Source organism: Bradyrhizobium sp. CCGB20 (assembly GCF_024199855.1).
GTDB lineage: Bacteria > Pseudomonadota > Alphaproteobacteria > Rhizobiales > Xanthobacteraceae > Bradyrhizobium.
On sequence record NZ_JANADN010000001.1, the window covers coordinates 3,682,507 to 3,697,925 of the forward strand.

12 protein-coding genes are annotated in these 15,419 nt (G+C 64.0%); 6 read left to right on the forward strand and 6 right to left on the reverse strand.

Translation table 11 applies throughout. The annotated features are described in order from the left end of the window. Nucleotides 1-124 precede the first annotated feature (124 nt). Both NLM15_RS16735 and NLM15_RS16740 read right to left on the reverse strand, forming a co-directional pair. The gene (locus tag NLM15_RS16735) at nucleotides 125-1,690 is read right to left on the reverse strand and encodes an indolepyruvate oxidoreductase subunit beta family protein (protein ID WP_254118159.1); all 1,566 of its coding nucleotides are present in this window, start codon (nucleotides 1,688-1,690) and stop codon (nucleotides 125-127) included. After that, complete coding sequence (locus tag NLM15_RS16740; protein WP_254118160.1) at nucleotides 1,687-3,846, reverse strand: indolepyruvate ferredoxin oxidoreductase subunit alpha; 2,160 nt, start codon at nucleotides 3,844-3,846, stop codon at nucleotides 1,687-1,689. The genes NLM15_RS16735 and NLM15_RS16740 overlap by 4 nt, the downstream gene beginning before the upstream one ends. A gap of 128 nt (nucleotides 3,847-3,974) precedes the next feature. Here NLM15_RS16740 and NLM15_RS16745 point away from each other — a divergent pair, with 128 nt between their 5' ends. The 6 genes from NLM15_RS16745 (at nucleotide 3,975) to NLM15_RS16770 (ending at nucleotide 10,368) form a co-directional block, all read left to right on the forward strand. Continuing rightward, nucleotides 3,975-5,003 carry a carbon-nitrogen hydrolase family protein gene (locus NLM15_RS16745; protein WP_254118161.1) on the forward strand — a complete coding sequence of 343 codons (1,029 nt, stop codon included), beginning with the start codon at nucleotides 3,975-3,977 and terminating at the stop codon, nucleotides 5,001-5,003. Between the two features lie 66 nt (nucleotides 5,004-5,069). Continuing rightward, nucleotides 5,070-6,176 carry a cupin domain-containing protein gene (locus NLM15_RS16750; RefSeq protein WP_254118162.1) on the forward strand — a complete coding sequence of 369 codons (1,107 nt, stop codon included), beginning with the start codon at nucleotides 5,070-5,072 and terminating at the stop codon, nucleotides 6,174-6,176. 43 nt (nucleotides 6,177-6,219) lie between these two features. Further along, nucleotides 6,220-7,128, forward strand: a complete 909-nt coding sequence (locus tag NLM15_RS16755; RefSeq protein ID WP_254118163.1) for a fumarylacetoacetate hydrolase family protein — start codon at nucleotides 6,220-6,222, stop codon at nucleotides 7,126-7,128. Continuing rightward, nucleotides 7,128-7,565, forward strand: a complete 438-nt coding sequence (locus tag NLM15_RS16760; RefSeq protein WP_254118164.1) for a thioesterase family protein — start codon at nucleotides 7,128-7,130, stop codon at nucleotides 7,563-7,565. Before NLM15_RS16755 ends, NLM15_RS16760 begins: the two co-directional genes overlap by 1 nt. 11 nt (nucleotides 7,566-7,576) lie before the next feature. Then, nucleotides 7,577-8,287, forward strand: coding sequence for a hypothetical protein (locus NLM15_RS16765; protein ID WP_254118165.1), 711 nt, complete (start codon nucleotides 7,577-7,579; stop codon nucleotides 8,285-8,287). A 284-nt stretch (nucleotides 8,288-8,571) separates the two neighbouring features. After that, nucleotides 8,572-10,368 carry an NAD(P)/FAD-dependent oxidoreductase gene (locus NLM15_RS16770; RefSeq protein ID WP_254118166.1) on the forward strand — a complete coding sequence of 599 codons (1,797 nt, stop codon included), beginning with the start codon at nucleotides 8,572-8,574 and terminating at the stop codon, nucleotides 10,366-10,368. A 186-nt stretch (nucleotides 10,369-10,554) separates the two neighbouring features. Here the strand turns inward: NLM15_RS16770 and NLM15_RS16775 are convergent, their stop codons facing one another. Genes NLM15_RS16775 through NLM15_RS16790 form a run of 4 tightly spaced genes read right to left on the reverse strand, consistent with a single transcriptional unit; the run spans nucleotide 10,555 to nucleotide 15,257 of the window. Then, entirely contained in the window at nucleotides 10,555-11,268 is a 714-nt protein-coding gene (locus tag NLM15_RS16775; protein ID WP_254118167.1) for an ABC transporter ATP-binding protein, read from the reverse strand. Beyond that, nucleotides 11,265-13,034, reverse strand: a complete 1,770-nt coding sequence (locus tag NLM15_RS16780) for an ATP-binding cassette domain-containing protein (protein WP_254118168.1) — start codon at nucleotides 13,032-13,034, stop codon at nucleotides 11,265-11,267. Before NLM15_RS16780 ends, NLM15_RS16775 begins: the two co-directional genes overlap by 4 nt. After that, nucleotides 13,031-14,074 (reverse strand): branched-chain amino acid ABC transporter permease, encoded by a 1,044-nt coding sequence (locus tag NLM15_RS16785; protein ID WP_254118169.1) that lies wholly within the window; start codon nucleotides 14,072-14,074, stop codon nucleotides 13,031-13,033. The genes NLM15_RS16780 and NLM15_RS16785 overlap by 4 nt, the downstream gene beginning before the upstream one ends. Nucleotides 14,075-14,108: 34 nt before the next feature. Beyond that, nucleotides 14,109-15,257, reverse strand: a complete 1,149-nt coding sequence (locus NLM15_RS16790; RefSeq protein WP_254118170.1) for an ABC transporter substrate-binding protein — start codon at nucleotides 15,255-15,257, stop codon at nucleotides 14,109-14,111. Nucleotides 15,258-15,419: the final 162 nt, after the last annotated feature.

Here is a 15,419-nt window from a genome sequence, read left to right on the forward strand (position 1 = left end):
AACTGGAGGGGTTATCGCGGGTCTTTCACTCCGATTAGCAACCTGAGAATCGTAGTCAAGATGCCCGATTCTGACGTCCTGTCGGGCGAACGGCAATCCAATCCTGCGTCCCGGCCCGATGGAATCATGCAAAAGTCTTGATGGTCTGGATCACGCCGTCGAGCTCCTTGCCGGCGCTGTCCTTCAGTGCGGCTTCCCGCAGGCGTCGCGCCCAGTCGGCGGCATCGTCACGCCGCTCGACCAGCTTGATCGCCGCCAGCGTCCTGTCGAATTTGGACAGGCCCCGGCTGTGGGTATCGGAATAGCCCTTCACCAGGCGGCGGCATTGCAGGATTTCGACACCGAGCTGGTAGTTGGTGCCGACCGCGTTGGTCGCGGCCTTGAGCCACTCGTTCCGGTGAGCGGTCTCGACGGCATGACGCAGCGAGCGGCGGCGCAGGCCGCGCATCCCGCCCACCACGTAGAGCGCCAGGAACCAGGGCAGCGAGTAGGTCCGCACCCGGCGTCCCTTGTTGACGCGGCGATCAAGCCAGCCGAGCAGGCGCGGCCTCGCGCCCAACCAGCGGCCGAAGCCTGCCGGCAGCATGCCCATGACCTCCTCCATGCGGGGGTGCATGAATTCGGTGGTCTGGAGCACCTGACCTTGCGACATCTCGAGATCGCTCTCGATGCGCGCACGGCGGGTGGCCCGGGTCTTGAGATCGGCCACGCGGATGACGTCGTCATAGGTCATGGCGTTGGCGAGATATTTTGCAGCTGCCTGCGTGAAAGCATAGCCCCTGTCGTCGCCACCGGAATTCCGGTCGGCCGTGTGCAGCGTTCTGAGGATGTCGAGATATTCGCCGCCATAGGCGACGTCCTGGAAATCGACGACCTTTTTCAGACCGGCACGGGCCATGGCGCTCGCCGGCCCGGGCAACTCCTGCTTCAGCCTTGCGACAAGCCCCGCGAGTTGCGGATCAGGCGCGGCGGGAGAGGGGCTGTCGCTGGCCTGCTTCGACGGAACAGGCGCCGCAACATCGGCACATCCGGTTTTGACCCGGTCAAAGGCTGCTTCAAAGGTCCGAATGCTGGCCTTGGCCCCTTTCTCGCCGGCGCGGATCACATCGAGATAGCTCTCGCGGCTGAAAGGCAGCACACTGGCCGCAGCGAGCGCGCCGAACATCGCAGCCGAGATGACGCTGCCGTGCTCGATGGCCAGTGCGTTGAGGTCGAAGATGATCTCGGTCTTCGCGGCAATCCCGATCGCGCCGGTGACGGCGCCCTTGTCGGCGATACCGTTGCCCGGCGCGATCTTCTCGCCAATTGCAAACGACCGGTGGTTGGACGCAATCAGCGTGGTGCGATCCGGCGTCACGAGGCCGCGCAGGATCGACCGGCCGGCCTCCATGAATTCCGCCGCCATCACGACATCGACGTCGCCGGGCGTCGGCATCAAGGACAGGATCGGCTTGCGGCCGTCCAGCGGCGGCATCGCCTCGATGTAGTAGATTGTGGCGCCGGTGCGCTGGGCGACGCCGGGCACCGAGGTCGATTGCGCGACCCAGCCATGGTTTTCGGCGAGCTGGACGATCCAGTCGGTCAGGACGCCGCCGCCCTGGCCGCCCATCGCGACGATCGCGATCGAGATCGGTCGCTCGGTCGCGTCGCCCGCGGCGGGCAGGGCCAGCCGGACCGTCTCGTCTCTCATGCCAGTGCCTCGAGCGCGGGACGCCGGCGATCGCGCCGCCGCTGCAGCCAGCCGATCACGGCCATCGCGACCTTCGATTTGAAAGTGTCCCAGCCGGTCGGATTGTGGATGACGTCGGCGCGATAGAACGAGGGGCAAAGCACCGCGGCCTCGGCGACCTCGCCGCAATTGCCGCAGCCGACGCAGGAATTGTCGATGGCCGCAACCGGATCGTCGCGCAAGGGATCGTCGAGCTGCTTCACCGAGAGCGACGGGCAGCCCGAGAGCCGGATGCAGGCATGGTCGCCCGTGCACACATCTTCGTCGACGCCGAACCGTTCCTTGACGATCCGGACGCCGTCCTTGATCGCCTTGTTCATCTGCGGCTTCACGCGGCGCTGCTTGTTCAGCATGCATTCGCTGGAGGCGACGATGACCTTGGGGCCATCCTCCTTCGTCGTCAGTGCCTCCTTCAGCGTGTCGCGCATCTTGCCGACGTCGTAGGTGCGGTCGATCTGGCGGACCCATTGGCCGCCAATGCCCTTCACGGCCTTGACGATCGAATTGTTGGTGTCGCGCCGCTTGTTGATGGCGCGCGACGACAGGATGTCCTGACCGCCGGTTGCCGAGGTGTAGTAGTTGTCGACGATGACGAAGACGCCGTCATGCTTGTTGAAGACGGCGTTGCCGATGCCGCTGGTCAGGCCATTGTGCCAGAAGCCGCCGTCGCCCATCACCGCGATCGAGCGCTTGTCGGCCTTGACGTTGAAGGCCGAGGTCGAGGCCGGGCCGAGGCCGAAGCCCATGGTCGTCGCGCCGATATTGAAGGGCGGCAGGATCGAGAACAGATGACAGCCGATGTCGGCCGAGACGTGGTGCTGGCCGAGCTCTTCCTCGACCAGCTTCATGGCGGCGAAGATCGGCCGTTCCGGGCAGCCGGTGCAGAGCCCGGGCGGGCGCGCCGGCACGACCTGCTTCAGCTTCTCGATGGCGGGATGATTGAGCACGGGCGCGGCATCCGGCGCGGGCGGCCGGTTGCCGAGCAGCCGTGGCTCGGTCTTCTCCAGGAATTCGCGGACGCCGCCGAGCAGGACCTGCGCGGTATAGTCGCCGCCCATCGGCAGCACATCCTTGCCATGGACGCGCGCCTGGATGTCCTTGCGGCGCAGCACGGTGTTGATCGCCTGCTCCAGATATTCCGGCTGGCCTTCCTCGACGATGAGAACGGCCTCCTTGTCGAGACAGAATTCCGCGACCTCCGTGTCGATCACGGGGTAGGTGACGTTCATGACGTAGAGCGGGATCTGCGTGTTGCCGTAGGCATCCGACAGCCCGAGATATTGCAGCGCGCGGATCACGTTGTTGTACATGCCGCCCTGCATGATGATGCCGACCTTGCCCTGCTTCGGCCCCATCCACTCGTTCAGCTTGTTGTCGCGGACGAATCCGATCGCCGCGGGCAGCCGCGTCCTGATCTTCTCCTGCTCGTGCTCGTAGGCCGCCGGCGGCAGCACGATGCGGTTGACGTCGCGCTTCGGATTGTTGAGCGCATCCTTGATGGTGTGCGCCGGCTTGACGTTGTCCTTGCAGGCGAAGCTGCCATGCATGTGGCAGGCGCGAACGCGGACCTCGAGCATCACGGGCGTGTTCGAGAACTCGGAGAGCTCAAAACCCTTCTCGATCAGATTGACGATGCATTCATGGTCGGGGCGCGGGTCGAGCAGCCACATCTGCGACTTCATCGCGAAGGCGTGGGTGCGTTCCTGCATGATCGAGGAGCCCTCGCCATAGTCCTCGCCGACGATGATCATCGTGCCGCCGGTGACGCCGCCCGAGGCGAGATTGGCAAGCGCATCGGAGGCGACATTGGTGCCAACGGTCGATTTCCAGGCCACCGCGCCGCGCAGGGGATACATCACCGACGCCGACAGCATGGCGGCTGCCGCCGCTTCATTGGCGGAGCTCTGGAACACGACGCCGAGATCGTCGAGCACGTCCTTGGCATCTGCCAGCACGTCCATCAGATGCGAGATCGGCGAACCCTGATAGCCTCCGACATAGGCGACGCCGGATTGCAGCAGCGCCTTGGTGATGGCGAGGATGCCTTCGCCGCGGAACGTGTCGCCATCGCCGAGCCGGAGATCCTCGACCTCGCGAGCAAAAGACCGTTCAGCCATTGCACCCTCCAGAAATATGCGATAGCATACGTTTACATGTAAAGTAAGTCAACGCGGCGCCATGCTATCACGCTCGCGGAGTCCTGCTCCGAAAGCGCGGATCATGAGCCGGCGACAGGGTAGGGCCAATGCTGAAGCTGCCTCGCTTTAGAGCTGCTGCCGTCCAGGCCTCACCCGTATATCTCAACCCGAGCGCGACCGCCGACAAGGCGGCTTCACTGGTCCGTGAGGCAGCAAGCCACGGCGCGAAACTCGTCGCGTTCCCCGAGGTGTTCGTTCCCGGCTATCCCTATTGGAACTGGATCACCGATCCCGTCACGGGGAGCGCATGGTTCGAGAAGCTCGCCAAGGCGTCGGTGCTGGTGCCGGGTCCGGAGATCGACGTCGTCCGGAAGGCGGCGCGCGATACGGGCTGCCATGTCGTGCTCGGCGTGAACGAGCGCAGCCCGGTCTCGCTCGGCGCGATCTACAACACGCTGGTTTTCATCGGCCCGGACGGCGCGTTGCTCGGCAAGCATCGCAAGCTGGTGCCGACATGGGCAGAGAAGCTGACCTGGACCGGCGGTGACGGATCGAGCCTGCGTGTCTATGATACCGAGATCGGGCGTCTCGGCGCCCTGGCGTGCGGCGAGAACACCAATACACTGGCGCGCTTTGCGCTGCTCGGCCAGGGTGAGCTCGTGCATGTCGCAAGCTACATCTCGCTTCCCGTCGCGCCCCCCGACTACGACATGGCGGAGGCGATCAAGTTGCGCGCGATTGCCCATTCCTTCGAAGGCAAGATTTTTACGGTCGTCTCCTGCTCGACGGTTTCGGAAGAGATCATTGCGGCGATGGAGACCATCGTTCCCGATGCGCGGGCGCGCCTGCAGCGCAAATCGAGCGCCTTCTCCGGGATCATCGGTCCTGATGGTCGCGTGGTGGGGAATCCCCTGGTCGACGATGAGGGCATCGTCTACGCCGACATCGACCTCGAGCGCTGTATCCAGCCGAAACAGATGCATGACATCGTCGGGCACTACAATCGGTTCGACATCTTTGATCTCAGGGTCAACCGTCGTCCGCTGACGCCGCTTGGCCTGGCGGACGGAGAGCGCGTTGCCGCGGATGCCGGGGAGCAGGCAGGCTTCTCGTCGATCCCAGGCAAATCGGAATGAGAGCTCGGGACGCGTCGACCAACGACGTCATCAGGCAGGACTTCGAGACAGGACTTGGAGGATAGGATGCGCGAGAACGTGATCGGCCGGGCCAATGTCGAGGACACGCCCGAGCTCAAGGCCTATTACAAGGACCTCGAAAAATACGAAGCCGGCGCCTTGTGGACGGTCGCCAACAAGATCGAGCCATGGGAGCCGCAATCGGCGTCCGTTCCCGTGCTCTGGCGCTACAGCGATCTGCGCGAGCATGTGCTGCGCTCGGTCGAGCTGGTCTCGCCGGAGAAGGCGGGGCGGCGGGTGATCTACCTCAACAATCCTGGCCGCCGCGACGTGTCGGCTGCCGTCGGCTGGCTCTATTCGGGATTGCAGGTGATGCATCCCGGCGAGGTCGCAACTGCGCACGCGCACTCTGCTTCAGCTCTGCGCTTCATCATGGAAGGGGCGGGTGCCTATACCGTCGTCGACGGACACAAGATGACGTTGGGGGCGCGGGATTTCGTGCTCACGCCGAACGGCACCTGGCACGAGCACGGCGTCGAGGGCAACGGCTCGGTCTGCATCTGGCAGGACGGGCTCGACATTCCGCTGGTCAATGCGCTGGAAGCGAACTTTTTCGCGGTCCATCCGAAGGTTCAGCAGGAAGAATCCGGTTATCCCGTGGACGACATGACCAAGACCTGGGGCAATCCGGGCCTGCGGCCGGCAGCTTCGCCATGGTCGAAGGGCTATTCCCCGATGTTCAAATATGAGTGGGAACCGACCTACGACTCCTTGCGGAAATATGCCGCCGCAACCGATGGATCGCCGTACGACGGCATTCTCATGAACTACGTCAATCCGATCACCGGCGGACACGTGATGCAGACGATCGGCGCGAGCATGCAATTGCTGCGGCCGGGCGAGAGGACGCAGTCGCATCGGCATACCGGAAGCTTCATCTACCAGGTCGCCAAGGGCCGCGGCTATTCCGTGATCGGCGGCAAGCGCTTCGAGTGGCAGGAGCGTGACATCTTCTGCGTTCCGTCCTGGGCATGGCACGAGCACGGCAATACGTCCCAGAGCGAGGACGCCTGCCTGTTCTGTTTCAACGATCTGCCCGTCATCGAAGGTCTCGGCTTCTATCGGGAAGAGGCCTATGGCGACAATGCGGGCCACCAGCCGGTTGCCGCCTGACATCCCCTCGCAGAATTCAACCGAAAGAGCCGGATAAAGCGTCATGCGCCTTGTTACCTACACCACGGGCTCCAGCGGACCCCGCCTCGGGGTTCTCGTCAGCGGATTGGTCGTCGACGTCGAGCGCCTCGGTGCGTCGCGCGGCCTTGAATGGCCGAGCGACATGCTCTCGTTCATCGACAACGGCGTGACGTTGCTCCCGGCGCTGCGAGAATATCTGGAAAGCGCCAATGGACGCCTGCCGACCGGCTCCGCCGTTCCGGTCGAGGACGTCAAGCTGCAGGCGCCGATCCCGCGCCCGCGCAAGAACATCTTTGGCATCGGGCTGAACTACCGCGCGCATGTTGCCGAATCCGCCAAGAGCCTCGATACCAGCAAGGACCTGCCGAAGCAGCCGGTGGTGTTCTCGAAGCCACCGACGTCGGTGATCGGCCCGGGTGCCGCAATTCACCACAACGCGAAGATGACGCAGCAGCTCGACTGGGAGGTCGAGCTCGCCGTCATCATCGGCAAGACCGCGACGCGCATCCCGGTCGGGAAGGCGATGGACCACGTCTTCGGCTATTCGGTGATGATCGACATTTCCGCGCGCGACAATCGCCGCGCCGGCCAGTGGATCTTCTCCAAGGGCATGGACACCTATGCGCCGTTCGGCCCCTGCATCGTGACGGCGGACGAGATTCCCAATCCGCAGGATCTGCGGCTTTGGCTGACCAAGAACGGGGTCATGAAGCAGGACTCCAACACCAGATACATGATCTTCGATATTCCGGTCCTCATTGCCGACATCTCGTCGGGGATGACGCTCGAACCCGGCGACATCATCGCGACCGGGACGCCCGAGGGCGTCGGCGCGGGGATGAGCCCGCAGGAATGGCTGTGGCCGGGCGACGTCGTGGAAGCCGGCGTCGACGGCGTCGGTGTCATCAGACACCCGGTTGTCGCGATCTGATGACGTCGTTCTCGTTCGACCGCGAACTGCGCTTCGGGGACTGCGATCCCTCGGGGATCGCGTATTTTCCGTCCTATCTGAACATCCTCAACGGCGTCGTCGAGGAATTCTGGGCGACGATCGGCTTTCCCTGGCCGGAGTTGATCACGGTCCGGAAGATTGGAACGCCTACGGTGCATCTGACCTGCGACTTCTCGCGGCCGTCGCGGTTCGGCGATCTCCTCACGTTCGAGCTCGGCGTCGGCCGGGTGGGGGGATCATCGCTGCATCTGCAGCATGTCGTCTTGGGCGCAGACGGCATGCGCTGGCGTGCCCGCCAGATCCTTGCCGCGACCTCGCTCGTGCATCACCATGCCATTCCATGGCCGGATGATGTCCGCGCCGTGCTCGTGGCGCACGTGAATGCCGACGAGACAACTGAAGCGGCTCCATCATGATCTCCCTGTTCATGACGTTTTCAGATCCGGCAGGCGGACGGCGGGTCCGGTCGGAGGCACTGAACGCCGTCGCAGTGCTGATCGGGGCGATCCCGCAGATGACCGAGGGCCTGCTGTTCACGCCGCTGGAGGAAGCGGCGGACCATCCCTACAAGGCTGACGGTCCGGGGCCGGCCTTTGCGCTGCAATTGCGATTTCCGGACCTGCTCGCCTGCGAGGCCGCGCTCAATCGTGGTGGAGCGCTCGCCAGCCTCGCGACCGGCGGCGGATTATCGAGCCTCACCGGATTGGACGTCACCCATCAGGTGATGCTGACACGCTCCTTTCCGGTCGATGTTGCCGAGCATCATCCCGGCACGGCCACGCCGTGCAGTTATCTCGTGCACTATCCCGGGCCGGCCGAGGACATGAATGCCTGGAACCTGCACTATCTCGAGCATCATCCGTCGATCATGCGGACCTTCCCGAACGTCCGTCAGATCGAGATCTATACGCGGATCGATTGGGTCGACCAGCTGCCGTCGCAGCGGGTCGAGCACATGCAGCGCAACAAGCTGGTGTTCGACAGTCCGGCGGCGCTCTCGCATGCGCTGACCTCCGACGTGATCACGCGCATGCGCGCGGACTTCGTAAAATTCCCGCCATTCGCGGGTGGCAACAAGCATTTTCCGATGCTGACGCGGGTGGTTCGACCGGCGCCTAGCCAGGACATGCCCTCATAGGCCTGGCGTCGCAGATCAGGGATGAGGTCTGCTGTGCTCCTGATAGCGAAGTGATGGCAGGCGTCACCAGAGGTCCGCGTTGCCCCAATTCCGGAATCATGCATTGCAGCAAATAGAGCTCTCGTTCTACCGACCTCGTCGGTAGGCAAAGCAGCGTTGTCGCAGGCGAACGCTGAGAGGCGTTGAAGCCGGCCGGGAACCCTGCCGCGCGAGTCTGGATTCCCGCGATAGTTGGGATAAGGTGACGCGACCTGCGCAGTGCAAACGACATCCGGGAGGAAGCGATGCTCGACACCACGCTTACCGCGCGCGTCCAGGTTTTCCTCGACAGGTTTGAAGCCGCGCTTGCGACGGGCGATCTCGACGCCGCCGTGGGAATGTTCGCTCCAGAATGCTACTGGCGCGACCTTGTTACCTTCACCTGGAACATCAAGACAATGGAGGGCCGCGATCAGATCCGCGACATGCTCACGCATCGCCTCGCGCATGTGAAGCCGCGCAGCTGGAAGGTCGCTGAGGGTGAAACGCCAACCGAGGCCGGCGGCGTGACCGAGTCCTGGATCTCGTTCGAGACCGAGGTCGCGCGCGGATATGGTCTCATCCGCCTGCAGAACGGCCAGATCTGGACGCTCTTGACGACCATGGCTGAACTCAAGGGCCATGAGGAAAAGGCTGGCTTCAGCCGGCCGCTCGGCGCCAGGCACGGCGTCAATCCAGGCGCCAAGACCTGGAAGGAACTGCGTGACGAGGAGGTCGAGCAACTCGGATCCAAGACCCAGCCATATGCACTGATCATCGGCGGCGGGCAGGGCGGCATTGCGCTCGGGGCGCGGCTGCGCCAGCTCGGTGTGCCGACGATCATCGTCGAAAAGAACGCGCGCCCCGGCGATTCCTGGCGCAACCGCTACAAGTCGCTCTGCCTGCACGACCCCGTCTGGTACGATCACTTGCCCTACATCGATTTTCCCAAGAACTGGCCTGTGTTCTCGCCGAAGGACAAGATCGGCGATTGGTTGGAAATGTACACCAAGGTCATGGAGCTGAACTACTGGACGAACACCACAGCCAAGCACGCCAGTTGGGACGACACCAAGAAGGAATGGACCGTCGTTCTCGAACGCGATGGCAAGGAGATCACGCTGCGGCCCAAGCAGCTTGTGTTCGCGACCGGCATGTCGGCCAAGCCGAACATGCCAAAAATCAAAGGAATGGAAACCTTCAAGGGCGAGCAGCACCATTCCTCACGCCATCCCGGCTCCGACGGCTGCAAGGGCAAGAAAGTGGTGGTGATCGGCTCGAACAATTCGGCCCATGACATTTGCGCAGCGCTGTACGAGGCGGGCGTCGACGTAACGATGGTGCAGCGCTCCACGACGCACATTGTGCGCTCGGATTCGCTGATGGAGAGCATCGCCGATCTCTATTCCGAACGAGCCGTCCGGAGCGGAATGACGACGGCGAAGGCCGATCTGATCTTTGCCTCGCTGCCCTACCGGATTTTGAATCAGTTTCAGAAGCCGGTCTACGATAAGATCCGCCAGGATGACGCCGCTTTCTATGCCGGGCTGGAGAAGGCGGGCTTCAGGCTCGACTTTGGTGACGACGATTCCGGGCTCTTCATGAAATATCTGCGCCGGGGCTCAGGCTATTACATCGATGTCGGCGCCTCTCAGCTCATCATTGACGGCAAGATCAAGTTGTTCGCTGGCCAGGTCGAGGAAATCATGCCTAACGGCGTCAGGCTCGACAACGGCAAGGAATTGCCGGCGGACGTGATCGTCTATGCCACCGGCTACAGCTCGATGAATGGCTTTGTCGCCGATCTCGTGAGTCGAGAAGTGGCCGACAAGGTCGGCAAGGTCTGGGGCCTCGGCTCGAATACGACAAAGGACCCCGGTCCATGGGAAGGCGAGCAGCGCAACATGTGGAAGCCGACACAGCAGGAAGGACTATGGTTCCACGGCGGCAATCTGCATCAGTCACGACACTATTCGCAATTCCTTTCCCTGCAGTTGAAGGCGCGCCAAGAGGGCATCCCAACGCCGGTCTATGGCCTGGAAGCTGTCCATCACAAGGCCTGAAGTTGCCATCCATGGGCGGCGATGATGACACTACGCCACTGTTTTGCCCGACGGATCAACCTGAGTTCGTAAAATCCGCAATCGCTCGACGTTAAGCCATTGATATCGCTATCGCCGGCTACTGTGCATGGGGTTGTTTTCGGCGATTCTTGTTGTGTTGCGCGCCGGACCTGATCAAAACTGGTCTCAGTGCCCGCCGAGATAGGCGGTGATCAGCCGGGGATCGTGGATGAGGTCCTTGGCAGGGCCGGACTGCACGACCTCGCCGGTCTCCAGCACATAGCCGTAGTCGGCCGTCTCGAGCGCGGCGCGGGCATTCTGCTCGACCAGCAGGATGGAGACGCCGAGGTCGCGCAAGGAGGCAATGGTGCGAAAGATCTCGCGGACGATCAGCGGTGCGAGGCCGAGGCTCGGCTCGTCCAGCATCAGCAGTTTCGGCTTGGCCATCAGCGCGCGCCCGAGCGCGAGCATCTGGCGCTCGCCGCCGGAGAGCGTGCCGGCGGCCTGGCGCTGCCGCTCCTTCAGGCGGGGGAAGCGGTCGTAGACTTCGTCGAGCGTCTTCTGCACGCCCGAGCGGTCGCGCAGGCTGTAGGAGCCGAGCAGCAGATTGTCGGCGACCGACATGTCAGAAAACAGCTCGCGCTTTTCCGGGACGAGGCAGAGCCTGCGCTCGACACGGTCCTCGACCGACATTTTTCCGATGTCGCCGCCCTGGAAGACCATGCGGCCGCGCGAGGCGAGCAGTCCGATCGCCGCCATCAGCAGCGTGGTCTTGCCGGCGCCGTTCGGGCCGATGACGGTGACGATCTGTCCTTCTTCGACCGACAGCGACACGTTGCGGACCGCCTCGACATTGTCGTAGCAGACGGTCACGTCTCGCATGGAAAACATCTCGCTCACGCGACGCCTCCGAGATAGGCCTCTTGGACGCGCTCGTCGCTGCGGATGGCGCTTGGAGCGCCCTCGCAGAGCTTCGATCCGAAATCAAGCACGACGATGCGGTCGACCAGCGACATCACGAACTCCATGTCGTGTTCGACGATCAAAATGGTCAGATGGTCCGCCCGCAGCGACCTCAGCAGCTCGGCAAGGCGCAGTTTCTCCTGGCGGCGCAGGCCGGCCGCCGGCTCGTCGAGCACCAGCAGCGTCGGGTCCGCGGCGAGCGCGCGCGCGATCTCCAGGATGCGCTGGTTGCCGAGCGGCAGATTGCCGGCGAGCTCGAACGGCTTGTCGCCGAGCCCGACACGCTCGAGCTGCATCAAGGCCTCGTGCCGGGCACTGGCTTCCTCGCGCTGATTGAGACGGAACGCACCGGCCAACAGGCCCGTGCCCGTGCGGGCGTAGGTGCCGAGCATCACGTTTTCCAGGAGGCTCATGCGCGGCCTCAGCTTGACGTGCTGGAAGGTTCGCGCGATGCCGGCCTTGGCGATGCGCGCTTGCGCCTCGCGGGTGATCGGCCGTCCCGCGAAGACGATCTCGCCCTTGTTGACCCTGAGCGCGCCGGTCAGGCAGTTGAACATCGTGCTCTTGCCGGCGCCGTTGGGGCCGATGACGGCGAGGATTTCGCCCGACCGCACCTCGAAGCTGACCTTGTTCACCGCGATGAGACCGCCGAAGCGGCGCTCGGCGCCGTCGACTTTCAACAGCAGCTCGCCCGGCGTCGGCTGCGCACGGCGGGGCAGGGGCGGCGCGGGCTGCGGCCGCTCGCGCTGGATCTTCGGCAAATAGCGCGCGACGAAGGGCACGATGCCCTGCCGCGCCCATTGCAGGAACAGGATGAACAGCCCGGAGAAGGCGACGATCTCGAGCTGCCCCGACGCGCCCTTGGCGATAAGCGGCAGATAGTCCTGCACGCTGTTCTTGAGCAGGGTGACGATGGCAGCACCGACGACACCGCCGAGCAGGCTGCCGGCGCCGCCGACCATCGACATCATCAGATATTCGATGCCCATGCCGGCATCGAACGGGCCCGGGCTGATGAAGCGGCTCATATGCGCGTAGAGCCAGCCCGAGAGCGCGGCGAGGAAGGCCGCGATCACGAAGGTCACGAGCTTGATCCGGAAGGCGTTGATGCCGAGGCTCTCGACCAACGTGTTGCCGCCGCGCAGCGCCCGCATGGCGCGGCCGAGCCTGGAGTCCAGCAGGTTGTAGCCGAGGAACAGCACGGCAGCGACGATGCCCCAGATCAGGAAGTAGATCTGCGCGCTGGTGACCAGCGCGAACGAACCGATGCTGATCGGCGGGATCGAGGAGATGCCGTTGAAGCGGCCGAGCCCCTCGACATTGCCGAACAGGAAGCCGATGGCGAGACCCCAGGCGACGGTCGAGAGCGAGAGGAAATGGCCCTGAAGCCGCAGGGTGACGACGCCGAGGATCGCCGCGACGCCGCAGGTCAGTGCCACGCCGAACACGAGGCCAAGCCACGGCGAATATCCATTGAGTGCCGAGACCCAGGCCGTCGCATAGGCTGCGACGCCGACGAATGCTGCCTGTCCGAACGACACGATGCCGCCGACGCCAGTGAGGAGCGCAAGGCCAATGGCGACGAGCGAATAGATGCCGATGTAGTTCATCAGCGTGATGCTGAAGGGGCTGAGCACGAAGGGCGCGAGTGCCAGGCACACCACTGCGGCCATCGCTGCAAGCTGAACATGAAAGCGCGTCATTCCTCGATCTCCTCCTCGGAATGCAGCGAGGCGAGGGATCGCCAGATCAGGACCGGGATCAGGAGCGAGAACACGATGACGTCCTTCAGCGCACTGCTCTCGAAGGACGCGAAGCTTTCGAGGATGCCGACGCCGACAGCGCCGATCGCGGCGCCGGGATAGCTGGTCATGCCGCCGACGATGGCGCCGACGAACGCTTTGAGGCCGATCAGGAAGCCGGAATCGTAGAACACCGTGTTGACCGGCGCGATCAGGATGCCCGATACGCCGGCCATCAGCGAGCCGAGCAGATAGGCAATCGTGCCGGCACGCGCCGGCCGGATCCCCATCAGCCGCGATCCGGTCCGATTGACGGCGGTGGCACGGAGGGATTTGCCGACCAGCGTGAAGTCGAAGAAGAGGTAGAGCAGGCCGCTGAAAACGAGCGCCGCGATCACGATCAGCATGGTCTGGCCCGAGATCAGCACGCCGGCGAATTCCGTGGAGAGCGAGGTCAGCGGCTCGGTTCTGACGCCCTCGGGGCCGAAGAATAGCAGGCCGAGGCCAACCAGCGCGAAATGCAGCGCTACCGAGACCGTCAGCAGCAGCAGCACGGTGCCGTCGGCGATCGGGCGGAAGACGATCCGATCCAGCAGCGGGGAGATGGGCGTGATCAGCATCAGTGCGAGCACGAGCCGGATGGCGAGGGGAGGGTCCATGCGCATGACGAGCCAGGCAGCACCGACCACGGCCACGGGAAGAACGAGGTAGAAGAGAAGCGCGCGCGGCAGGAGGCGCATCTCGCCGGCGCGCAGGAGCGAGATGATTTCGATCAGGGTCGCAAGGCAGGCCAGGATCACGACGAGCGCTCCCGTACCCGGAAAGCGCTTGGCGTCGAGCGCTGCAAGCGTCAGCGCCGTGAAGGCGGCGATGTCACCAAAGGGGATGAAGATGACCCGCGTCACCGTGAAGATGAGCACGGTCCCGATCGCCACCAGCGCATAGACTGCGCCGGTGGCGATCCCGTCGATCGCAAGAATGGCTGCGATGTCGCTCGTCATTGAGACGCCGTCCCCCCGTTTTGACTGTCTGCGCTTACGGTGCGTACTTCCAGGCGCCGCCGGTGAGGCGCACCACGACCAGCGACCGCTCGTCGACGCCGGTCACGGCGCCCGGCTTGAAATTGTAGACGGCATGCACGCCTGGCAGCTCCTTAGTGCTGAGGATCGCGTCGCGCAGCGCCGTGCGGAATTCGGCCGTACCGGGCTTTGCGCTCTTCAGCGCGCGCTCGGCGGCGTTGGCGAAGATCAGCCAGGCGTCGAACGAGTAGGCGGAGAAACCGTCGGTGGTCGGGATGTTGTGGGTCTTCTGGTAGACGGCGCGGAAATCCAGCGCGATCTTCTTGGCGAAGTGCTCGTCCGGAAGCTGTTCGGCCACGATCACGGGGCCGGCGGAGACCTGGATGCCGTCCGCGGCCTTGCCGCCGACGTTGACGAAGTCCGGGTTGACCAGTGCCACCGTGCCGTAGGTGTTTCCCTTGAAGCCGCGCTCGGAGAGGGTGAGCAGGGGCAGTGCGCCTTGCGTTCCGGAGCCCCCGATCAGCACGGCGTCGGGACGTGGAGCCATCACTTTCAGGATCTGCGCGGTCACCGACGTGTCGGTGCGGGCATAGCGCTCGTTGGTCTGGATCTTGATGTCGTCGATCGGCTCGGCGGCCTTGGCACCGTTATAGACGAGGTCGCCCCATGCATCCGAGAAACCGATATAGCCGATGTTCTTCATGCCATCGCGCTTCATGCGATCGGCGACGATCTTGACGAGGAGCGAGGCTGGCTGCGGCACCGAGACGACCCATTGCTCCGGCGATTCCGGCAGCTTGCCGATCGGCGAAACCGCGATCATCGGCACCTTCAGCTCGCTCGCCACCGCCGCCATGGCGATCGTCGACGGCGCCGTGGCGGTACCGATCAGGAGGTCCACCTTCTCCTCTTCCACCAGCTTTCGCGCGTTGCGGGTCGCGGCCGACGGATCGGAGCCGTCGTCGAGCTGGATCAGGCGGACGGTCTGGCCGTTGATCGTCTTCTTGTACTCAAAGGCGGCATTGATGCCGCGCCCGTAGGGAATGCCGATCGACGAACCGTTGCCGCTCAGCGATGTGACGAAGCCGATGGTGATGTCGGCTCGAGCGGCGGGCGCCGCCAGGACGCCGGCAGCGAGTGCGAGGATGCTCAGAGTATTTCGCATGTGCGTTCTCCTCCGTTGATGCTGGGTACGAATGAATGCAGGCCGGGCGCGAAGCCCGGGCCGGGAACAAACCGATTGAAAGCATTGTTGCGGCGCCAATCGCTGGGCGCGGCCGAAAAGAGTTCGCTCGGCCGGGCGTCAGCAACCATGGCGACGCGTGCC